Consider the following 19,728-nt stretch of genomic DNA (forward strand, 5'->3'; position numbering starts at 1 on the left):
CGAACACGGAAGTTAAGCTCTTTTGCGCCGATGGTAGTTGGGGGTTTCCCCCTGTGAGAGTAGGACGCCGCTGGGCATATTGAAGGCCGTTACCTGAAAAGGTAGCGGCTTTTTTGTGGTTTTTTCAAGAGAATATAAAGGAAGAATATATTAAATGGATTTCTATGGTTAAAGCATGCACCGAATGGGAAAACTTAAAGAGAGGTGATAATGATGAAACCAGGTTTATATAAAGTTGAAACTATTGATAAACGTACGGCACTTTTAACGCCTTTGGAAAGCCATTCAGAACAATTCACATTCCCGGTATCAGACTTTTCACATGATGTAAGCCAAGGTGATGTGGTAGAAATTTGGCGTGAAGGAACCAAGTGGAGAACTAAATATAGAGAAGAAGAAACTAAATCTGCTTCAAGCCATACGAAAGATTTTATTAAAAGAATAATGGATCAAGAATAAATTATAAGAGTCTCGGGAGTCAGAAATCTCGGGGCTCTTTTTTGTCATCCACTATGAATCATAGTATTTGATATCTTAAAAAAGGATGGTGTATAATTAAGTCAAATATAGTCAAAGTCAACCTTTGGCTTATTAAGTACCAAAGAGGTGATGGCGGTGCGCAATATTTCAGACGTAATTGAAGGGTATTTAAAAGAGGTTATAGAATTAAGCGAGAGAGAATATATTGAAATTAAGCGAAATGAAATTGCTGAAAAGTTTCAATGTGTCCCTTCTCAAATAAATTACGTCATCAATACCAGGTTTACCGTTGACCGAGGTTATCTAGTAGAGAGCAAAAGAGGCGGCGGTGGATATATCCGGATTAAACGCATCAGATTGCATCAAAAATCGGATGTCCTGTCAGAAGTTATTAATAGGCTCGAGCATGGTGCTCCTCAAAGCATGGCCGAGGATATAGTTTTCCGGCTGCTCGATGAAGAAATCGTTTCGAAGCGGGAGGCAAAGCTTATACTAAGCGCTATAGACCGGTCTACGCTTATGTTGCCGCTTCCAGTGCGCGATGAAGTAAGGGCTCGCATACTCATAGCTATGCTCTTTACTTTAAAACATCAGTCGAACTCTTGAGAGGTGATAAGATGATCTGCGACCAATGCGGAAAAAGACCCGCATCTGTGATAGTTAAACAAATGGCGCAGGGAAACATGACAGAAAGGCATTTATGCCACATTTGCGCAGCTGAGAACCATAACCTGAATGTTGCTTTTGAACAAGATCCTTTAGCCATTCATCAGTTGTTGTCTCATTGGTTCCCTACCCAGCAAAATTCTATCAATCCTGTGAAAAAGGAAGTAGCAGTGTGTCCCGTCTGCGGTTTTACTTTCTCGAAATTTTTGGAACTCGGAAAGTTCGGGTGTGCATCTTGCTATGAAGCATTTGACTCTCAATTGGATGGTATCTTTAAAAGGTTCCACAATGGAAATTCGGTTCATACCGGAAAAATTCCAGCTTCTTATGGCAGCACTCTAAAGATAAAAAAAGAAATTGAAGAATTAAGGAAACAAATACAAATTTCCATAACAGAAGAGAACTTTGAAGAAGCAGCCCGACTAAGGGATGAAATTAAAGAGTTGAACCTTCAGCTTGAAGGAGGTCTGCCAGATGGAAATTGATCGATTCCTTCAACCGAAAGCAAGCAGCTGGATGGAGAATAATGGAGAAAATGCTGATATTGCATTGAGCACAAGAATCCGTTTGGCACGCAATTTAAATGATTTTAAATTTCCATATGCTTATACTGAAGACGAAGCATTAAAGGTGGACAAAGAGATTTCATCGGTTCTGATTGATCGAGGAAAAGAGCTTTCCCATTCCTTTACTCATATTGCTATTTCGGACATTTCAGAGCTGCAACGCGATGTTCTAGTGGAGAAGCATTTAATCAGCCCATATTTGGCAAATGGAACTCATTCGGGCTCAGTTGTAATATCGGAAAATGAAGAACTTAGCATCATGATCAACGAAGAAGACCATTTGAGAATACAAAGCTTGAAATCAGGTTTTCATTTAAAAGAAGCTTATCAGGTGGCCAATCAATTGGACACTCTGCTGGAGAAGCATCTGTCATTTGCTTTCCATGAGAAATACGGCTATTTAACCAGTTGCCCGACTAATACAGGTACTGGAATGAGAGCTTCTGTGATGCTGCATTTACCTGCTCTCACCATGTCTCAACAAATTGCCCGTATTATTCCGGCGATATCACGTTTAGGAATGGTGGTAAGAGGTATTTACGGGGAAGGCAGCGAAGCACTTGGCAATGTCTATCAAATTTCAAATCAGGTGACTTTAGGAAAATCAGAGTATGAGATATTGCATGATCTGGAGAATATGACCAATCAAATCATCGAACAGGAACGGCGAGCCAGAAAAGCGATTCTAAGCAATTCGCCTTTGGCGCTTGAAGACCGGATATACCGCTCATTGGGCGTGTTGACGAATGCGCGCCTGTTGACGACTGAAGAAGCGGCGACTTGTTTGTCAGATGTCCGGCTGGGGATTGACTTGAAAATGATAAAAGAAATGGATATGTCCATATTGAATGAGCTGATGATATTCATGCAGCCTGCGTTTCTTCAGCAGTATTCAGAAAAGCCGCTTCAGCCAAAGGAACGGGATATTGCCCGCGCCAAGCTGTTCCGCGAGCGATTGACCAAAGCAAGTGTAACTAACAAAGGAGAGGATTTTGTATGATGTTAAATCGATTTACACAACGGGCACAAAAGGTTCTTCAGTTAGCACAAGAAGAAGCTATCCGCATGAAACACGAATCCATTGGAACAGAACACATTCTACTAGGTTTGATCCGCGAAGGCGGCGGGATTGCGGCAAAGGCACTTGAAGCCATTGACGTTAATACACAATTGATCGAAGAAGGCGTCAAAGAGCTTGTAGGCGTCGGTGAAAAAGATGTAGGCCCGATCGTCCACTATACGCCAAGAGCGAAAAAAGTAATTGAACTGTCTGTGGACGAGTCGCGTAAATTAGGCCACTCATATATCGGTACAGAGCATTTGCTTCTTGCACTTATTCGTGAAGGCGAAGGCGTGGCAGCCCGTGTTCTTGGAAATGCAGGCGTCAGCTTGAACAAGGCGCGCCAGCAAGTTCTGCAATTATTGGGCAGCAACGAACAGGCTTCCAGCACAGGCAGCAGCCCGAATGCTTCAGCCAACACCCCGACCTTAGATGGTTTGGCGCGTGATTTGACGCAAGTAGCCCGTGAAGGCAGCTTGGATCCGGTAATCGGCCGAAGCAAGGAAATTACGCGTGTCATTGAAGTGCTCAGCCGTAGAACGAAGAATAACCCTGTCTTAATCGGAGAGCCGGGCGTTGGTAAAACGGCTATCGCTGAAGGCTTGGCACAGCAAGTGGTTAATAATGAAGTGCCGGAAACTTTGCGCGACAAACGCGTAATGGTGCTTGATATGGGGACAGTTGTTGCCGGCACGAAATATCGCGGAGAATTTGAAGATCGCTTGAAAAAAGTGATGGATGAAATCCGCCAGGCCGGAAACGTTATTCTGTTCATTGATGAACTTCACACATTGATTGGCGCAGGCGGAGCAGAAGGTGCAATTGATGCATCGAATATCCTGAAGCCTTCATTGGCGCGCGGGGAATTGCAGTGCATCGGCGCAACAACTTTGGATGAATACCGCAAATATATCGAGAAAGATGCAGCGCTTGAACGCCGCTTCCAGCCGATTCAAGTGGACGAGCCGACAGTTGCTGAATCCATTCTGATCATTAAAGGCCTTCGCGACCGTTATGAAGCCCATCACCGTGTGAAAATTACAGATGAAGCGATTGAAGCGGCTGCGGTTATGTCAGACCGTTACATTTCAGACCGCTTCCTGCCGGATAAAGCGATTGACCTGATTGATGAAGCGGGTTCTAAGGTACGGCTCCGCTCGTATACGACTCCGCCGGATCTAAAAGAGCTGGAGGATAAACTGGAAGTGGCACGCAATGAAAAGAACGCTGCTGTCCAGAGCCAGGCTTTCGAGAAAGCTGCAGCATTGCGCGACGCTGAACAGAAGTTAAAAGAGCAGCTGGATAAAACGAAGAAAGAATGGAAAGAAAAACAAGGCAAAGAAGAGTCTGAAGTGACCGTGGAAGATATTGCAGCTGTAGTATCCATGTGGACTGGCGTACCGGTTTCGAAATTGGCACAGACAGAATCTCAGAAGTTGTTGAATTTGGAAGAACTCTTGCATAACCGGGTAATCGGCCAGGAAGAAGCCGTAACGTCAATATCCAAAGCTATCCGCCGTGCACGTGCCGGTTTGAAAGATCCGAAACGCCCAATCGGTTCCTTCATCTTCCTAGGGCCTACGGGTGTCGGTAAAACAGAATTGGCGCGGGCGCTTGCAGAAGCGATGTTCGGTGATGAAGATGCCATGATCCGCATCGATATGTCCGAGTACATGGAAAGACATTCGACTTCACGCCTTGTCGGTTCGCCTCCAGGTTATGTCGGTTATGAAGAAGGCGGCCAGCTGACTGAAAAAGTCCGCAGAAAACCTTATTCTGTTGTCTTGCTTGATGAAATTGAAAAAGCGCATCCGGATGTCTTCAACATCCTCTTGCAAGTGCTTGAAGATGGACGTTTGACAGATTCCAAAGGGCGCAGAGTCGATTTCCGCAATACCGTGATTATCATGACTTCAAACGTAGGGGCAGAAGAGCTGAAATACAATAAATTTGTCGGATTCAATCTGCAAGACGGAAAAACGGGTTACAAAGATATGAAGACGAAAATGCTGGCTGAATTGAAAAAAGCATTCCGTCCTGAATTCTTGAACCGTATCGATGACATGATTGTATTCCACTCGCTCGAACGCGAAGATCTGCGCAAGATCGTTAATTTGATGTCTCAGCAGTTGATCGATCGCTTGAAAGAGCAGCACATTGATCTTGAACTGACAGAGGCGGCGCTTGAAAAAATCGCAAAAGAAGGGTATGATCCGGAATATGGGGCTCGTCCTCTACGCCGCTCCCTTCAGAAGCATGTGGAAGACCGCTTGTCTGAAGAGCTGTTGAAAGGCACAGCGATTGCCGGACAGCACATCGTGTTTGATGTTGAAGAAGATGAATTCGTCATTCGCGTACAAGAAGAACCTAAAAAACAGGAAATCACGGATTAAAAAATCTCATTCCGCTCGCCGGATTTTCGGCGGGCGTTTTTTATATGAAAAGGGAGGCACTTATGGCTAAGAAAAAATCGAAATTCATATGCCAATCGTGCGGTTATGAATCAGCGAAATGGATGGGGAAATGTCCAGGTTGCGGAGAATGGAACCAAATGGTGGAAGAAGTGGAAGTGGCGGTGCCGAAAGGGACGCGCGGTGCTTTCCAGCATTCTGCATCGGTTTCCCAAAAAGCCACTCCGATCAATGCCATCGCAACGCAGGAAGAACCGCGGGTCGAGACGAAGCTCGGTGAACTGAACCGGGTGCTCGGCGGCGGAATCGTGCCGGGCTCGCTGATCTTGATCGGCGGAGACCCGGGAATCGGGAAGTCGACGTTATTGCTTCAAGTTTCAGCAATGCTTGCCAATAGCGGAAGCCGGGTGCTTTATATTTCAGGTGAGGAATCGATCCGCCAGACAAAGCTCCGGGCAGAACGGCTGGATGCGTCTTCTTCTGAATTGTTCATCTACGCAGAAACCAATCTGGAAATGATCCACAATACCATCGAGGAAGTGGCGCCGGACTTTGTCGTTGTCGATTCGATCCAAACGGTCCACCATCCGGAAGTGACCTCAGCACCGGGAAGCGTGACGCAGGTGCGGGAAAGCACTGCAGAATTGATGCGTATTGCGAAAACGAAGAATATTGCCATCTTCCTGGTGGGGCATGTAACGAAGGAAGGGCAGATTGCCGGACCGCGGATATTGGAGCATATGGTGGATACGGTGCTTTACTTTGAAGGGGAGCGCCACCATACGTATCGGATCTTGCGGAGTGTAAAAAACCGCTTCGGTTCAACCAATGAAATTGCGATTTTCGAAATGCTTCAGGATGGCTTGAAGGAAGTGCTGAACCCTTCCGAATTATTCCTTCAAGAACGCTCAAGCGGGGCAGCCGGCTCAACGGTTGTCGCTTCCATGGAAGGAACGCGGCCGATCCTGGTGGAAATCCAGGCATTGGTGACGCAATCGAGCTTCAATTATCCGAAGCGAATGGCGACGGGTATCGACCAGAACCGGGTATCGCTGTTGATGGCAGTGCTCGAGAAGCGGGTCGGCATGCTGCTCCAGGCACAGGACGCCTATATCAAAGTGGCAGGTGGGGTAAAGCTGGACGAGCCGGCAATCGATTTGGCCGTCCTGGCCAGCATCGTCTCAAGCTACCGCGACATTGCGCCGAACGTTTATGATTGCATCATCGGCGAAGTCGGGCTGACCGGCGAAGTCCGCCGGGTGTCACGGATTGAACAGCGCGTTCAGGAAGCGGCCAAGCTCGGGTTCAAGCGGGCGATTGTGCCGGCTTCCAATTTGGGCGGCTGGGATTATCCGGAAGGCATCCGTGTAGTCGGTGTTGAAAGTGTTAATCAGGCATTGAAAGAGATTTTTCCACAACAATAAGGGGGCGCCTGCCTCCTTTTTATTTACATATAAAGGTCTTAAAAGCGTTTCTAATACAAAAAGTGTATAATTATTAAAAAGGAGGTGGAGTCTATGTTAAAAAGAATTATCCAGATTTTATTTTTGCTTATTGGTGCTACCGTCGGAATCATATTTTTGCCTTACGTGTTTGAACTTATTCCTATTCTCGACAATCCTTGGGCCAATAATGCCATTGTTGCGGCCTTGGTTGGCGCAGCTATTTTCTTCCTGCTTTCCCTGCTGTTCGCGGATGTCATCGTCAAGTTCATGAGATGGATGGAAGAAAAACTTCTTCATGCCCCGACTCCGGATCTGCTGTTTGGGACCGTCGGGCTGATCATCGGTTTGGTTGTGGCTTTCCTTATCGGATTTGCGCTGAATACCATCGACATTCCTCTTGTTGCTACAGCGGCCCCGATTATCTTGTCTGTGGTCCTCGGTTATCTCGGCTTCCAGGTCGGCTTCAAGAAACGGGAAGAGATTGTCGGCATGTTGACGCCGCAAAGGCTGGGCAATAGCCAAAAGAAACCGGAGATCGAAGAGCCGGTGGAGAAATTTTCTTATAAATTATTAGATACGAGCGTGATCATCGATGGACGGATTGCGGATATCTCGGCGACGGGATTCATGGAAGGCACATTTGTGGTGCCGCATTTCGTGCTGTCGGAACTTCAGCATATCGCCGATTCTTCGGATACGCTGAAGCGGACACGCGGGCGCCGCGGATTGGATATATTGAAGCGCCTGCAATCGGAGCGCGAAGGCGCCATCATGATCACTGAAGAAAACTTTGACGAAGTCGCGGAAGTCGATATGAAGCTGATGCGCGCTGCCAAGAAAATGGGCGGGCAAGTGGTGACGAACGATTTTAATTTGAATAAAGTCTGCGAACTGCACAATGTACCGGTGCTCAATATTAATGATTTGGCGAATGCAGTGAAGCCGGTCGTCATTCCCGGCGAAGATATGCACGTGGTGGTCATCAAGGACGGCAAAGAACAGAACCAGGGTGTTGCTTATTTGGATGACGGAACGATGATCGTCATTGAAGACGGCAAAGGCTATATTGGCCAAGCCATCGACGTGACGGTCACAAGCGTCCTGCAGACTTCAGCGGGCCGCATGATTTTCGCGAAGCCGCGCGAAGGGCGCCAAGCCTCAATGAATGGATAAAGGATGTCGCAATATGAACTATACAGTCGTGCTTCCTGCTGCAGGCAGCGGGAAGCGGATGAAAGCAGATAAGAATAAATTGCTGTTGGAGCTGTTCGGAAAACCGATTTTCATTTATACGTTGGAAGTGTTCGAACAGGATCCGCAGTGTGAAGCGATTTGGCTTGCCGTCAAAGCGGACGAGCGGGCAACCATTGAACGGTATGTAAACGACTATGGGATCAGCAAAGTAAAAGGCTATGCACAAGGCGGAATGGAGCGGCAGGACAGTGTAAGAGCTTGTCTTGAAGCGGTTCCGCCTTGTGGCGTTGTGCTGGTGCACGATGCTGCGCGGCCTTTCATCGCGCAGCATGTAATCGACGAGCTTGTGAACGAAGCGGAAGCGACGGGCGCAGCAATTGCTGCCGTACCGGTGAAAGACACCATCAAGAAGGCAGCGGGAGGCGTTATCACGGAAACGGTCGACAGGGCACAGCTGTGGATGATCCAGACGCCCCAGGCCTTCCGCTATGAACTGCTGCTGAACGCGGCGCAGGCGGCGCACGAGGAAGGATTCCTCGGCACAGACGAAGCCATGTTGGTGGAACGTATGGGATTGCCTGTACATATTGTCGAAAGTACGTATGAAAATGTAAAAATGACTACTCCGGAAGATCTGATTTATGGAAAAGCCATCTTGGAGAGCCGGAAACAGGAGGAATAATAATGATACGAATAGGTCAAGGTTATGATGTACACCAATTAGCTGAAGGGCGGCCGTTCATTTTGGGCGGTATTGAAATTCCACATGATAGAGGGCTCCTGGGCCACTCGGACGCAGATGTGCTGCTGCACACCATCACAGATGCTGCGCTTGGTGCCATCTGCGGCGGGGACATCGGCAAGCATTTTCCGGATACCGATCCGGAATTCAAGGATGCGGATTCGAAAAAACTGTTGACGCATATTTGGGAATACGTAAAAGAACAGGGCTATGAACTGGGCAATGTCGATTGCACGGTCATTGCACAGAAACCGAAACTGGCTCCTTATATCGAAGCGATGCGGGAGTCGATTGCCGGCTTGCTCGAGGCCGATGTCTCGCAGGTCAATGTCAAGGCGACAACTTCTGAGCATCTGGGATTCACCGGCCGCGAAGAAGGCATTGCTGCGCTCGCTGTGATTTTATTGGTGCAACGCCCGCTTTCGCTGGACGTTCCTGAGTGATAGAATAGAAATACTGTTATCAATTGAGGAGGAAATCTAATGACACAAGAAGTACGCGTACGCTACGCTCCGAGCCCGACAGGCCACTTGCATATCGGCGGAGCTCGCACAGCGCTTTTCAATTACCTATATGCACGGCATAACAACGGCAAGTTCATCGTCCGCATCGAGGACACCGATATTGCCCGGAACATCGAAACCGGTGAATTGTCCCAGCTCGACAACCTGAAATGGCTTGGCATCGAGTATGACGAATCAGTGGACATCGGCGGGGAATACGGTCCTTACCGCCAAATGGAGCGGTTGGATACGTACAAGGAGCATGCCGGTCAAATGTTGGAAAAAGGCATTGCCTACAAATGCTTCTGTACAGCAGAAGAATTGGAAGCGGAGCGGGAAGCCCAGAAAGCTTCTGGGATTGCTGCGCCTCAATACAGCGGGACTTGCCGCAATTTGACGGCTGAAGAAGTGGCTGAGAAAGAAGCGGCGGGCATGCCGTATACATTGCGCATGAAAGTGCCGGCTGACGTAACGTATGAGTTTGAAGATCTGGTCCGCGGGCCGATCGCATTTGAATCAAAAGACGTAGGCGACTGGGTGCTGGTAAAGACAAACGGCATTCCGACATATAATTTCGCAGTAGTCATCGATGACCACTTGATGAAGATTTCACATGTCTTCCGCGGGGAAGAGCATTTATCGAATACACCGAAACAGATGATGATTTTCGATGCCTTCGGTTGGGAGCACCCGGTCTACGGCCATATGACGTTGATCATCAATGAAGAGCGCAAGAAATTATCGAAGCGCGACGAATCGATCCTTCAGTTTATCTCACAATACAAAGACCTGGGCTATATTCCGGAAGCATTGTTCAATTTCTTCGCGCTGCTCGGCTGGTCTCCGGAAGGCGAAGAAGAGATCTTCTCGAAAGAGGAGCTGATCCGCATCTTCGACGTCAACCGTTTGTCAAAATCGCCATCGATGTTCGACAAGCAGAAATTGACGTGGATGAACAACCAGTACATCAAAGCGATGCCGCTTGAAGACGTGGTGAAACTGGCGCTGCCGCATTTGCAGAAAGACGGCAAATTGCCGCAGGACTTGACGGCAGAGCAGACGGAATGGGCAGAAAAGCTGATTGCCTTGTACCATGACCAGTTGAGCTTCGGTGCCGAAATCACGGAATTGACGGAAGTGTTCTTCACGGGCGAGATCGCATTCAAAGAAGATGAAAAAGCGATCCTTGCGGGAGAGCAGGTGCCGGAAGTGATGGCCTCGTTCAAAGAGCAGCTCCAAAACCTGGAAACATTCGAAGCAGCCGACATCAAAGCGGCGATCAAAGCGGTGCAAAAAGCGACCGGCCATAAAGGGAAAAATCTCTTCATGCCGATCCGCGTCGTGACGACAGGCCAGATGCATGGGCCGGAATTGCCGGATGCGATTTCGCTTCTCGGGAAAGAAAAGACGATTGCCCGCGTTGCCCAATTTGCGAGCGCGTAAATTGACTTCTCCTTCAAAAGAGGTACAATAAATTTACTATCAATAAAACGTTGACGAGAAGAAGTACATGCAGCAAGCTCCGAAGAGAGGGTCCTCACCGGCTGAAAGGGATCCGGGCCGCTGCTGCATCGAAATGCCTCTCTGAGTGCTGAGTCGAATCGAGTAGACCAGACGTGTCGCCTGCGTTAAAGGCTTCGAGAGAGAAAGGGTCCAGCACCCTTTCTAATCAGAGTGGAACCGCGCAGAAAAGCGTCTCTGTCATTTAATTGACAGGGGCGTTTTTTATTTTGCCGAGAATGATAAGAAAGGAGTAGGAAAGTATGTGGAAGCGAATGAAAGAAGATATCGAGGTTATTTTTGAACAGGATCCTGCTGCCCGCAACTATTGGGAAGTGGTTTTGACATATGCGGGCCTGCACGCCATATGGGCACATCGCATCGCGCATTATTTTTTCAAGAAAAAATGGTTTTTCCTTGCCCGGCTCATTTCCCAGATCAGCCGCTTTTTCACGGGCATCGAGATCCATCCGGGCGCAGTGATCGGCCGGCGGTTCTTTATTGACCATGGCATGGGGGTCGTGGTCGGAGAAACCTGCATCATCGGCAACGACGTCACCATCTACCAAGGGGTAACGCTTGGAGGGACCGGGAAGGAACGCGGCAAACGACATCCGACATTGGAAGACGGTGTATTGGTGGCGACAGGAGCGAAAGTTCTCGGGTCCATTGTCATCGGCGAGAATTCTAAAGTAGGCGCCGGCTCTGTCGTGCTGAAAGACGTTCCGGCGAATTCCACAGTTGTGGGGATTCCGGGCAAAGTGGTCATGCAAAACGGCGTGAAAGTGAAGCCGGATCTGAACCACCAAAACATGCCGGATCCGGTCATGGACAAATGCGACAGCATGGAAGCGAAAATTGCTGCATTGCAGCTGGAAATAGAACGATTGAAAAATGAGCAGAAGAAAGCAGGGAGATTGCAATGACGATCCAGATTTTTAATTCATTGAGCCGGCAAAAAGAGGATTTTATCCCGCTCGAAGAGGGAAAAGTGAAAATGTATGTGTGCGGTCCGACCGTCTACAACTATATCCATATCGGCAATGCGCGCCCGGTCATCGTCTATGATACGGTCCGCCGCTATTTGGAGTACCGCGGCTATGACGTAACGTATGTTTCCAATTTCACCGATGTCGACGACAAATTGATCAAAGCGGCCAATGAGCTTGGTGTAGAAGTGACGGAAATCGCGGAGCGGTTTATCCAAGCGTACTTCGAAGACACGAAAGCACTTGGTTGCAGCGAAGCGGATGTGCATCCGCGCGTTATGGACCACATGCCGCAGATTATCGAATTTGTCGTAGCGCTGATCGAAAAAGGGTATGCCTATGAATCGCAGGGCGATGTCTATTACCGGACCCGTAAATTCGACGGCTATGGCAAACTGTCCCATCAGTCGGTCGACGAACTGAAAATCGGGGCACGCATTGAAACCGGCGACAAAAAAGAAGACGCCCTCGACTTTGCGCTATGGAAAACAGCGAAACCAGGAGAGATTTCCTGGGACAGCCCATGGGGCAAAGGCCGCCCGGGCTGGCATATCGAATGCTCGGTCATGGCCCGTGAACACTTAGGGGACACGATCGACATCCATGCCGGCGGGCAGGACCTGACATTCCCGCACCACGAAAACGAAATTGCCCAGTCGGAGGCGTTGACCGGCAAACCGTTTGCCCGCTATTGGATGCATAACGGCTACATCAACATCGACAATGAAAAAATGTCCAAGTCGCTGAACAATTTCGTCCTGGTCAATGACATTCTAAAAGAACTTGATCCACAGGTACTGCGCTTTTTCATGCTGTCCGTCCATTACCGCCATCCAATCAACTATTCACAGCAATTGGTGGAAGATGCCATCGCGGCGCTTGAGAGGCTGCGGACTGCCTACGGCAACTTGAAGCACCGGCTGGAAGCGTCCGCCGGCCTCGGCGACCATTCGGATATCTGGCTGTCGAAAATGGAAGCCATCAAAGCCGAGTTCGTCAAAACGATGGATGACGATTTCAATACGGCAAATGCCATTTCCAAGCTTTTCGATTTGTCGAAGCTGTCGAACACCTATTTGGTAGAGAAACAGACGTCCACTGAAGTGCTGCAGGCTTTCATTGACATGTTTGATGAGCTCGCCGGCGTGCTTGGCTTGCCGTTCCAACAAGCGGAAGACTTGCTTGATGAAGAGGTGGAAGCGCTCCTTGCAGAACGTATCGAAGCCCGCAAAAACCGCGATTTCGCACGGGCGGATGAAATCCGTGATTTGTTCAAAGAGAAAAACATCATTTTGGAAGATACAGCGCAGGGCACGCGCTGGAAAAGAGGATAAGGACATGAATGTTTTACGCAATCAGGACGTCGACCAGCTGAACGCGCTGGCACTCGCTTATATGGGGGATGCGGTATACGAGCAGGCAGTGCGGGAGCACCTTCTGCGCTCGGGGCGGGTCAAGCCGAATACGCTTCACCGCCTGTCCACCACATTTGTCTCCGCCAAAGCGCAGGCTGTGGTCTTGAAACGGCTGACGGAAGAGGAGTTTCTATCGGAAGAGGAGCTGGCGGTCATGAGGCGCGGCCGCAACGCCAAGTCCGGCTCGGTGCCGAAAAATACGGACGTCCAAACCTATAATTTCAGTACCGCGTTCGAAGCGGTGCTGGGCTGGCTGTACTTGAAAGAGCGGCAGGAGCGGGTGAATGAGATCGTCCGCTATGCCATCGAGATCATTGAAGAGTTGAGAGGAGTGGTGAAATGAGCGAAGAGCTAACGCCTGAAATCATCGGCGGCAAAAACCCGGTGCTCGAAGCGCTGCGTGCCGACCGCGATGTCAATAAAATCTGGATAGCAGAAGGCGTCCAGAAAAAAGGGATCACCGAATTGCTGCAATTGGCAAAAGAAAAAGGCGTGCTGGTGCAGTTTGTGCCGAAGAAGAAAATCGACAGCTTGACTGATTCCAATCACCAAGGGATTGCGGCGGCTGTGGCAGCCTATAATTACGCAGAGCTTGACGACCTGTTCGAAGCGGCGTCCAGCCGTTCGGAAGATCCGTTCTTTCTGATCCTTGATGAACTGGAAGACCCGCATAATCTCGGTTCGATCATGCGGACGGCGGATGCCATCGGGGTCCACGGCTTGATTATCCCTAAACGGCGGGCAGTCGGGCTGACGGCTGTTGTTGCGAAATCATCGACTGGTGCAATCGAACATGTGCCGGTCGTGCGAGTCAACAATTTGTCCCAGACGGTCGACGAGCTGAAAAAACGCGGCGTTTGGATTGCCGGGACCGATGCAAAAGAGTCGGTCGATTACCGCCGGATGGATGCCAATCTGCCGCTGGCTGTCATCATCGGCAGCGAAGGAAAAGGGATGAGCCGTATTTTGCGGGACAAATGCGACTTCCTGTATCAACTGCCGATGACAGGCCACGTTACTTCGCTGAACGCTTCAGTTGCGGCAAGCCTGCTCATGTACGAAGTCTACCGGAAGCGGAATCCGCTGGGTTGATGCCATGGACATTCTACTGGTTGATGGATATAACATCATAGGGGATTGGCCAGAACTGCAGGAATTGAAAAAAGAGAAGCTTGCCGAAGCCCGGGACCGATTGATCGAGCTGATGGCTGAATACCAAAGCTATAAAGGATGGCGCGTCATCATCATTTTTGACGCCCACCTTGTACCCGGCATCGAAGCGAAAAACCGCCGGCATGATATTGAAGTGATCTACACCCGGGAAAGCGAGACGGCAGACGAGCAGATTGAAAAACTTGCTACAAGCTTGAACAACCGGAGGGACCAGATTTATGTGGCGACTTCCGATATGACCGAACAGCGGGTGATTTTCGGCAAAGGGGCGCTCCGCATATCGGCGCGTGAACTAGAAATTGAAATGATTGAAATCCAAAAAAATATTACAAAAAAAGTAAAAGAAATCCAGGAGCAGCGTGCGTTCTCTAAAATCATGCTGTCGGATGAAGTAGCGGAAATTTTCGAAAAATGGCGCCGAGGCCAGAAATGATAGGTTGACGCTCAATTTTTCCTTCCTGTATACTGAGGGTATCGAGGCTCGCAACCGGAGGGATAGCCGTGCTAAATCAAGAGCAAGTTCAAGCCCAACGATTCACAGAAATGACAGATGAGGAACTTGTTAGCTTAGTCCACAGCGGAAACACTGAGGCCTTGGATTTTTTAATTACGAAGTACCGGCACTTTGTCCGGATGAAAGCACGCTCCTATTTCCTGATCGGAGCGGACAAGGAAGATATTATCCAGGAAGGGATGATCGGCTTGTACAAAGCCATCCGCGACTTCCGCAGTGATAAATTGTCATCTTTCCGCGCCTTTGCTGAGCTGTGCATCATCCGCCAGATCATCACGGCGATCAAGACAGCGACGCGCCAAAAGCATATTCCGCTGAATTCGTATGTGTCGCTCGACAAGCCGATCTATGACGAGGAATCCGACCGGACGCTGATGGATGTCCTGACCGGCAACGGAGCCGATGACCCGGAAGAGCTGATGATCAACAATGAAGAATTCTTGTATATGGAAGCGAAGATGGGGGAAGTTCTGAGCACGCTTGAACGGGAAGTGCTGGCGCTTTACCTGGACGGGCAATCCTATCAGGAAATTTCGGAAAAATTAGAACGCCATGTCAAGTCGATCGACAATGCGCTCCAGCGCGTGAAACGGAAATTGGAAAGGCATCTCCAATTTGACGAGACCCGAACGTCCTGAAGTGCAGTTGACAGCCTAGTGCTAAGGTGATACCCTTGAAAAAGCTGAAAACTCGAATAGGGTGAGAAAAATGGCTAAAAAAATCGTTTTAAGCTGCTCGAAATGTGCATCCCGCAATTACACGGTCCCGGCACGATCGGAACCTGGCACACGTTTGGAACTTAATAAATTCTGTGCTCATTGCAATGGGCATACCGTGCATAAACAAACGATATGAATTTTAAGTGAATGCCGAACGATATAGAGTGATTTTGAAATTCGGAGGTTTTTTAAACAATGGGCAACATTGGCAGTTTCTTGAAGAACGTCGTCACGGAAATGAGAAAAGTAAGCTGGCCGAAACGCAAAGAGTTGACTCGCTACACAGTAGTCGTTCTTTCAACGGTTATTTTCATGGCTCTTTTCTTCGCTTTGATTGATACAGGCATTTCGGAATTATTCCGCTGGTTCTTGGCGCTTTAAGGCGCACACAAAAATAACACGAAAAAATAGCCCGTCAGTAGTCGAGAACGGGTTTTTTCATTTGGAGAAAAAGGAGGGATGGACGCTTAGTCCGAACGAATATGGAGAAAAATTGGTATGTAGTCCACACGTATTCCGGTTACGAAAATAAGGTGAAAGCAAACTTGGAAAAGCGTGTCGAAACGATGGGCATGCAAGACAAGATCTTCCGTGTCATCATCCCGGAAGAACAGGAAACGGATTTCAAAGACGGCAAAAAACGTACGGTCATGCGCAAAACATTCCCGGGCTATGTGCTCGTGGAATTGATCATGACAGATGAGTCTTGGTATGTTGTCAGAAACACGCCAGGCGTCACTGGCTTTATCGGTTCTTCTGGCGGGGGCGCAAAGCCGACACCGCTATTGGATGAAGAAGTTGATTTCATTCTGAAACAGATGGGCATGTCTTCACGCAAAGTGGAAATTGACTTTGCAGTCGGCGATACCGTCGAAGTCATGGAAGGGCCGTTTGCGAACTTCCAAGGGAAAGTGGAAGAAATCGATGAAACAAAAGGCAAAGTCAAAGTTTCCATCGATATCTTCGGCCGGGAAACGAAAATGGAGCTTGATTTCGACCAAGCCCAAAAAATTTAAAAGCTGCTTGCTATTCTGCCCGGGAAGTGTTATCATTTCATAGGTCAGACTGTCATCAGACAATTTGTACAGGATAAACTAATTCTATCAACATAGTTGACAGAGATATTGAGTGGGAGGGGAAACCCTATTACCACATCACGGACTTAAGGAGGTGTGTTTCGTGGCTAAAAAAGTGATTAAAGTTGTAAAATTGCAGATCCCTGCAGCAAAAGCTAATCCAGCGCCACCGGTTGGTCCAGCATTGGGTCAAGCAGGTGTTAACATCATGGGCTTCTGTAAAGAGTTCAACGCGCGTACGGCAGATCAAGCAGGACTGATCATTCCAGTTGAGATTTCGGTATTTGAAGACCGTTCATTTACTTTCATTACGAAAACTCCACCCGCAGCTGTTCTACTTAAAGTAGCAGCCGGTATTGAATCAGGTTCAGGCGAACCGAACCGCAATAAAGTAGCGACTGTGAAACGCGACAAAGTTCGCGAAATCGCAGAAACTAAAATGCCAGATCTAAATGCTGCTTCAGTTGAAGCTGCAATGTTGATGGTTGAAGGTACTGCTCGCAGCATGGGCATTACAATCGAAGACTAATACGGCAGTTGTTTTTGGATGGGTTGCGCGAGTTCAAATTGAACCGCGCAGCCTTTAATCGTGGGAGGTTTAAACCGTTAGACCACAACAAGGAGGACGTTTAAAATGGCTAAAACAGGAAAAAAGCTGCAAGAAGCAGCAAAATTGATCGACCGCACAAAACTTTACGATGCTAAAGAAGCGATCGAACTTGCGAAAAAAGCAAGCACAGTAAACTTCGATGCAACAGTGGAAGTCGCTTTCCGTCTTGGAATCGACACGCGCAAGAACGACCAGCAGATCCGTGGAGCTGTAGTGCTTCCAAACGGTACTGGTAAAACTCAAAGCGTATTGGTTTTCGCTAAAGGCGAAAAACTTAAAGAAGCTGAAGCAGCAGGCGCAGATTTCGTCGGCGACGCTGAATATATTCAAAAAATCCAGCAAGGATGGTTTGACTTCGATGTAATCGTTGCAACTCCGGACATGATGGGTGAAGTTGGTAAACTTGGACGCGTTCTAGGGCCAAAAGGCTTGATGCCAAACCCGAAAACAGGCACAGTTACATTTGACGTAACAAAAGCTGTTCAAGAAATCAAAGCTGGTAAAGTGGAATACCGTGCAGACAAAACGGGTATCATCCACGCACCAATCGGGAAAGTTTCTTTCGAAGACGGCAAACTTGCTGAAAACTTGGAAGCGATCTACGATGTAGTTCTTAAAGCGAAGCCATCGGCTGCTAAAGGCGTCTACATCAAATCTCTAAACGTAACAACTACAATGGGGCCTGCTGTAAAAGTAGATGCTACTACTGTAGGGAAATAAGAGTATTGACAAATCTTTTGCGCTTTGCTAAACTAGCGAAGTTGTAAAAAGTATATTTGTACCGCAGACAGCAGGGGCGCCAGCCGCTTAATTTATCCCTGCCGAGGACATGATGAATTCAGTTGACATCTTTTTGATGCTGATATTATGCCTCTGTGTCTGTAAAGACCAGAGGCTTTTCTTATGGACGGACGGTACGAATGAAAAATCTATAGGAGGTGCCCAAATGACCAAAGCAGTTGAAACGAAAAAAGTAGTTGTGCAAACAATCGCTGACAAATTCAATGCTGCAGCTTCAGTTGTAGTTGTTGATTACCGTGGGTTGAACGTTGCTCAATTGACAGAACTTCGTAAACAGCTTCGTGAAGCAGGCGTTGAGTTCAAAGTCTACAAAAACTCAATGACTCGCCGTGCAACAGAAATGCATGGACTTGAAGCGATCAACGAACACTTTACAGGACCAAATGCAATTGCATTTTCTAACGAAGATGTAGTAGCACCAGCGCGGATCATCAACGATTTCGCTAAAAAGAACGAAGCGCTTGAAATTAAAGCGGGTATCATCGAAGGCACTGTAGCATCTGCAGAAGATGTTAAAGCATTGGCAGAACTTCCATCACGCGAAGGTCTACTTTCTATGCTACTCAGCGTACTTCAAGCACCAGTGCGCAACTTCGCTGCAATCACGAAAGCAGTTGCGGACAGCAAAGAAGAACAAGGCGCTTAATAAGTTAGCCGGATAAGCACGACAAAAAATCAACTTTCCATAGGAGGAAACTATAATGACACAAGAACAAATCTTAGACGCAATCAAAGAAATGACAGTTCTTCAACTTAACGACCTAGTAAAAGCAATCGAAGAAGAGTTCGGCGTAACTGCTGCTGCTCCTGTTGCTGCAGCTGCTGCTGGCGGTGCTGCTGAGGAAGAGCAAACTGAATTCGACGTAATCTTGAACTCTGCTGGAGATCAAAAAATCAAAGTAATCAAAGCGGTACGCGAAGTTACTGGCCTTGGCTTGAAAGAAGCTAAAGCACTAGTTGACGAAGCTCCTAAAGCTCTTAAAGAAGGCGTTTCTAAAGAAGAAGCAGAAGAAATCAAAGCTAAAGTTGAAGAAGTTGGCGCTTCAGTAGAAGTTAAATAATTTCAGCTTTTCATGAAATAAGAAAGAAAGCTCGTCAGTATCTTTACCGACGGGCTTTTTCTTCTTTCTAAATTCGAAAATGCCGGGCAGATTTCGTGATGAGTTGAGAACGGTAAGGAGGACTCCATGTGTCAGAGCATTATTATTCCAAAAATCCTCAAACAAAAAGCAACCCTCGAGAATGGACATATACATTGCGGGGCGAGAAATTCCATTTCCAGACAGATGCAGGCGTATTCAGCAAAGGTGAAATCGATTTCGGTTCCCGGCTGCTGATCGAAGCGTTCGAGGATTCGGAATTGTCAGGGCCGATTTTGGATGTCGGCTGCGGGTACGGGCCGATCGGAATGGCCATCGCCAAAACATTTCCCCATAAAGAAGTTCATATGGTAGACGTGAACACACGCGCCCTTGAACTGGCTAGAAAAAACACCGAAAAAAACGGAGTCGGAAACGTCCGTATCTATGAAAGTGACGGGCTGGGTTCTGTTGAAGAGGAAGGGTTTTCGTCGATTTTGACCAATCCGCCAATCCGCGCAGGAAAAGAGACGATCTTCCGGTTTTATGAAGAAGCATATGCGAAGCTTGAGCAAGGCGGGTCGCTTTGGGTGGTAATCCAGAAAAAACAGGGAGCACCCTCGACGCAGGATAAATTAGAGGAACTTTTCGGGAATTGCCGTACAGCGGATAAGAAGAAGGGGTACTTTATTTTTGAGGCGAGAAAAGTTTGACTTGACAAAACGCCTATGTTATTATAATGAAATGCAAAATTATTATTTTGAGGTCGTTTGCCCTTTTTAGGG

At 48.0% G+C, this 19,728-nt stretch carries 24 protein-coding genes, 1 rRNA gene and 2 other annotated features; all 25 genes read left to right on the forward strand.

Annotated elements, in window-relative coordinates:
• A 5S ribosomal RNA gene (rrf, locus tag ACTL32_RS17765) occupies positions 1-76 on the forward strand; the annotation flags it as partial.
• 134 nt (positions 77-210) lie between these two features.
• On the forward strand, positions 211-459 hold the full coding sequence (locus ACTL32_RS17770; protein ID WP_441342718.1) for a hypothetical protein: 249 nt from the start codon (positions 211-213) through the stop codon (positions 457-459).
• A gap of 156 nt (positions 460-615) precedes the next feature.
• Positions 616-1,086, forward strand: a complete 471-nt coding sequence (locus ACTL32_RS17775; protein WP_204893676.1) for a CtsR family transcriptional regulator — start codon at positions 616-618, stop codon at positions 1,084-1,086.
• Between the two features lie 11 nt (positions 1,087-1,097).
• Positions 1,098-1,631, forward strand: a complete 534-nt coding sequence (locus tag ACTL32_RS17780) for a UvrB/UvrC motif-containing protein (protein ID WP_441342719.1) — start codon at positions 1,098-1,100, stop codon at positions 1,629-1,631.
• Positions 1,621-2,712: a protein arginine kinase gene (locus ACTL32_RS17785; RefSeq protein ID WP_441342720.1), complete on the forward strand. Its 1,092-nt coding sequence runs from the start codon at positions 1,621-1,623 to the stop codon at positions 2,710-2,712. The genes ACTL32_RS17780 and ACTL32_RS17785 overlap by 11 nt, the downstream gene beginning before the upstream one ends.
• On the forward strand, positions 2,709-5,165 hold the full coding sequence (locus ACTL32_RS17790; RefSeq protein ID WP_441342721.1) for an ATP-dependent Clp protease ATP-binding subunit: 2,457 nt from the start codon (positions 2,709-2,711) through the stop codon (positions 5,163-5,165). The genes ACTL32_RS17785 and ACTL32_RS17790 overlap by 4 nt, the downstream gene beginning before the upstream one ends.
• Positions 5,166-5,227: 62 nt before the next feature.
• The gene (gene radA / locus ACTL32_RS17795) at positions 5,228-6,607 is read left to right on the forward strand and encodes a DNA repair protein RadA (protein ID WP_441342722.1); all 1,380 of its coding nucleotides are present in this window, start codon (positions 5,228-5,230) and stop codon (positions 6,605-6,607) included.
• A 93-nt stretch (positions 6,608-6,700) separates the two neighbouring features.
• The gene (locus ACTL32_RS17800) at positions 6,701-7,801 is read left to right on the forward strand and encodes a PIN/TRAM domain-containing protein (RefSeq protein WP_441342723.1); all 1,101 of its coding nucleotides are present in this window, start codon (positions 6,701-6,703) and stop codon (positions 7,799-7,801) included.
• A 13-nt stretch (positions 7,802-7,814) separates the two neighbouring features.
• On the forward strand, positions 7,815-8,504 hold the full coding sequence (gene ispD / locus ACTL32_RS17805) for a 2-C-methyl-D-erythritol 4-phosphate cytidylyltransferase (RefSeq protein ID WP_441342724.1): 690 nt from the start codon (positions 7,815-7,817) through the stop codon (positions 8,502-8,504).
• A 2-nt stretch (positions 8,505-8,506) separates the two neighbouring features.
• Positions 8,507-9,007 carry a 2-C-methyl-D-erythritol 2,4-cyclodiphosphate synthase gene (ispF, locus tag ACTL32_RS17810; RefSeq protein WP_441342725.1) on the forward strand — a complete coding sequence of 167 codons (501 nt, stop codon included), beginning with the start codon at positions 8,507-8,509 and terminating at the stop codon, positions 9,005-9,007.
• 39 nt (positions 9,008-9,046) lie between these two features.
• Positions 9,047-10,510 carry a glutamate--tRNA ligase gene (gene gltX, locus ACTL32_RS17815; protein WP_441342726.1) on the forward strand — a complete coding sequence of 488 codons (1,464 nt, stop codon included), beginning with the start codon at positions 9,047-9,049 and terminating at the stop codon, positions 10,508-10,510.
• A gap of 41 nt (positions 10,511-10,551) precedes the next feature.
• Positions 10,552-10,770, forward strand: a binding site (T-box leader).
• A 60-nt stretch (positions 10,771-10,830) separates the two neighbouring features.
• Positions 10,831-11,493 carry a serine O-acetyltransferase gene (gene cysE, locus ACTL32_RS17820; protein ID WP_441342727.1) on the forward strand — a complete coding sequence of 221 codons (663 nt, stop codon included), beginning with the start codon at positions 10,831-10,833 and terminating at the stop codon, positions 11,491-11,493.
• Positions 11,490-12,890: a cysteine--tRNA ligase gene (cysS, locus tag ACTL32_RS17825; protein WP_441342728.1), complete on the forward strand. Its 1,401-nt coding sequence runs from the start codon at positions 11,490-11,492 to the stop codon at positions 12,888-12,890. Before cysE ends, cysS begins: the two co-directional genes overlap by 4 nt.
• Before the next feature lie 4 nt (positions 12,891-12,894).
• Complete coding sequence (locus tag ACTL32_RS17830; protein ID WP_441342729.1) at positions 12,895-13,314, forward strand: Mini-ribonuclease 3; 420 nt, start codon at positions 12,895-12,897, stop codon at positions 13,312-13,314.
• On the forward strand, positions 13,311-14,063 hold the full coding sequence (rlmB, locus tag ACTL32_RS17835; RefSeq protein ID WP_441342730.1) for a 23S rRNA (guanosine(2251)-2'-O)-methyltransferase RlmB: 753 nt from the start codon (positions 13,311-13,313) through the stop codon (positions 14,061-14,063). The genes ACTL32_RS17830 and rlmB overlap by 4 nt, the downstream gene beginning before the upstream one ends.
• Positions 14,064-14,067: 4 nt before the next feature.
• A complete protein-coding gene (locus ACTL32_RS17840) occupies positions 14,068-14,577 on the forward strand; it encodes an NYN domain-containing protein (protein WP_204893689.1) in 510 nt (169 codons plus the stop codon).
• A gap of 68 nt (positions 14,578-14,645) precedes the next feature.
• Positions 14,646-15,296 (forward strand): RNA polymerase sporulation sigma factor SigH, encoded by a 651-nt coding sequence (gene sigH, locus ACTL32_RS17845; RefSeq protein ID WP_204893690.1) that lies wholly within the window; start codon positions 14,646-14,648, stop codon positions 15,294-15,296.
• 70 nt (positions 15,297-15,366) lie between these two features.
• The gene (gene rpmG, locus ACTL32_RS17850; protein ID WP_204893691.1) at positions 15,367-15,513 is read left to right on the forward strand and encodes a 50S ribosomal protein L33; all 147 of its coding nucleotides are present in this window, start codon (positions 15,367-15,369) and stop codon (positions 15,511-15,513) included.
• A gap of 59 nt (positions 15,514-15,572) precedes the next feature.
• Complete coding sequence (gene secE / locus ACTL32_RS17855) at positions 15,573-15,758, forward strand: preprotein translocase subunit SecE (RefSeq protein WP_204893692.1); 186 nt, start codon at positions 15,573-15,575, stop codon at positions 15,756-15,758.
• Between the two features lie 101 nt (positions 15,759-15,859).
• Positions 15,860-16,393, forward strand: coding sequence for a transcription termination/antitermination protein NusG (gene nusG / locus ACTL32_RS17860; RefSeq protein ID WP_204893693.1), 534 nt, complete (start codon positions 15,860-15,862; stop codon positions 16,391-16,393).
• Between the two features lie 163 nt (positions 16,394-16,556).
• Complete coding sequence (gene rplK / locus ACTL32_RS17865) at positions 16,557-16,982, forward strand: 50S ribosomal protein L11 (RefSeq protein WP_033542812.1); 426 nt, start codon at positions 16,557-16,559, stop codon at positions 16,980-16,982.
• Between the two features lie 105 nt (positions 16,983-17,087).
• The gene (rplA, locus tag ACTL32_RS17870) at positions 17,088-17,783 is read left to right on the forward strand and encodes a 50S ribosomal protein L1 (protein WP_441342731.1); all 696 of its coding nucleotides are present in this window, start codon (positions 17,088-17,090) and stop codon (positions 17,781-17,783) included.
• Positions 17,784-17,826: 43 nt separating this feature from the next.
• Positions 17,827-17,974, forward strand: a sequence feature (ribosomal protein L10 leader region).
• A 35-nt stretch (positions 17,975-18,009) separates the two neighbouring features.
• Positions 18,010-18,510: a 50S ribosomal protein L10 gene (gene rplJ, locus ACTL32_RS17875; protein WP_441342732.1), complete on the forward strand. Its 501-nt coding sequence runs from the start codon at positions 18,010-18,012 to the stop codon at positions 18,508-18,510.
• 55 nt (positions 18,511-18,565) lie between these two features.
• Positions 18,566-18,925 carry a 50S ribosomal protein L7/L12 gene (gene rplL, locus ACTL32_RS17880; RefSeq protein WP_441342733.1) on the forward strand — a complete coding sequence of 120 codons (360 nt, stop codon included), beginning with the start codon at positions 18,566-18,568 and terminating at the stop codon, positions 18,923-18,925.
• Between the two features lie 128 nt (positions 18,926-19,053).
• Positions 19,054-19,656 (forward strand): class I SAM-dependent methyltransferase, encoded by a 603-nt coding sequence (locus ACTL32_RS17885; protein ID WP_441342734.1) that lies wholly within the window; start codon positions 19,054-19,056, stop codon positions 19,654-19,656.
• Positions 19,657-19,728 lie beyond the last annotated feature (72 nt).

This window comes from Planococcus sp. FY231025, from assembly GCF_052078085.1.
Lineage (GTDB): Bacteria > Bacillota > Bacilli > Bacillales_A > Planococcaceae > Planococcus.

Coding starts and splice junctions, on each gene's coding strand:
- ACTL32_RS17770 (WP_441342718.1), top strand. CDS start 211: ATGATGAAACCAGGTTTATATAAAGTTGAAACTATTGATAAACGTACG.
- ACTL32_RS17780 (WP_441342719.1), top strand. CDS start 1,098: ATGATCTGCGACCAATGCGGAAAAAGACCCGCATCTGTGATAGTTAAA.
- ACTL32_RS17785 (WP_441342720.1), top strand. CDS start 1,621: ATGGAAATTGATCGATTCCTTCAACCGAAAGCAAGCAGCTGGATGGAG.
- ACTL32_RS17790 (WP_441342721.1), top strand. CDS start 2,709: ATGATGTTAAATCGATTTACACAACGGGCACAAAAGGTTCTTCAGTTA.
- radA (WP_441342722.1), top strand. CDS start 5,228: ATGGCTAAGAAAAAATCGAAATTCATATGCCAATCGTGCGGTTATGAA.
- ACTL32_RS17800 (WP_441342723.1), top strand. CDS start 6,701: ATGTTAAAAAGAATTATCCAGATTTTATTTTTGCTTATTGGTGCTACC.
- ispD (WP_441342724.1), top strand. CDS start 7,815: ATGAACTATACAGTCGTGCTTCCTGCTGCAGGCAGCGGGAAGCGGATG.
- ispF (WP_441342725.1), top strand. CDS start 8,507: ATGATACGAATAGGTCAAGGTTATGATGTACACCAATTAGCTGAAGGG.
- gltX (WP_441342726.1), top strand. CDS start 9,047: ATGACACAAGAAGTACGCGTACGCTACGCTCCGAGCCCGACAGGCCAC.
- cysE (WP_441342727.1), top strand. CDS start 10,831: ATGTGGAAGCGAATGAAAGAAGATATCGAGGTTATTTTTGAACAGGAT.
- cysS (WP_441342728.1), top strand. CDS start 11,490: ATGACGATCCAGATTTTTAATTCATTGAGCCGGCAAAAAGAGGATTTT.
- ACTL32_RS17830 (WP_441342729.1), top strand. CDS start 12,895: ATGAATGTTTTACGCAATCAGGACGTCGACCAGCTGAACGCGCTGGCA.
- rlmB (WP_441342730.1), top strand. CDS start 13,311: ATGAGCGAAGAGCTAACGCCTGAAATCATCGGCGGCAAAAACCCGGTG.
- ACTL32_RS17840 (WP_204893689.1), top strand. CDS start 14,068: ATGGACATTCTACTGGTTGATGGATATAACATCATAGGGGATTGGCCA.
- rpmG (WP_204893691.1), top strand. CDS start 15,367: ATGGCTAAAAAAATCGTTTTAAGCTGCTCGAAATGTGCATCCCGCAAT.
- secE (WP_204893692.1), top strand. CDS start 15,573: ATGGGCAACATTGGCAGTTTCTTGAAGAACGTCGTCACGGAAATGAGA.
- nusG (WP_204893693.1), top strand. CDS start 15,860: ATGGAGAAAAATTGGTATGTAGTCCACACGTATTCCGGTTACGAAAAT.
- rplA (WP_441342731.1), top strand. CDS start 17,088: ATGGCTAAAACAGGAAAAAAGCTGCAAGAAGCAGCAAAATTGATCGAC.
- rplJ (WP_441342732.1), top strand. CDS start 18,010: ATGACCAAAGCAGTTGAAACGAAAAAAGTAGTTGTGCAAACAATCGCT.
- rplL (WP_441342733.1), top strand. CDS start 18,566: ATGACACAAGAACAAATCTTAGACGCAATCAAAGAAATGACAGTTCTT.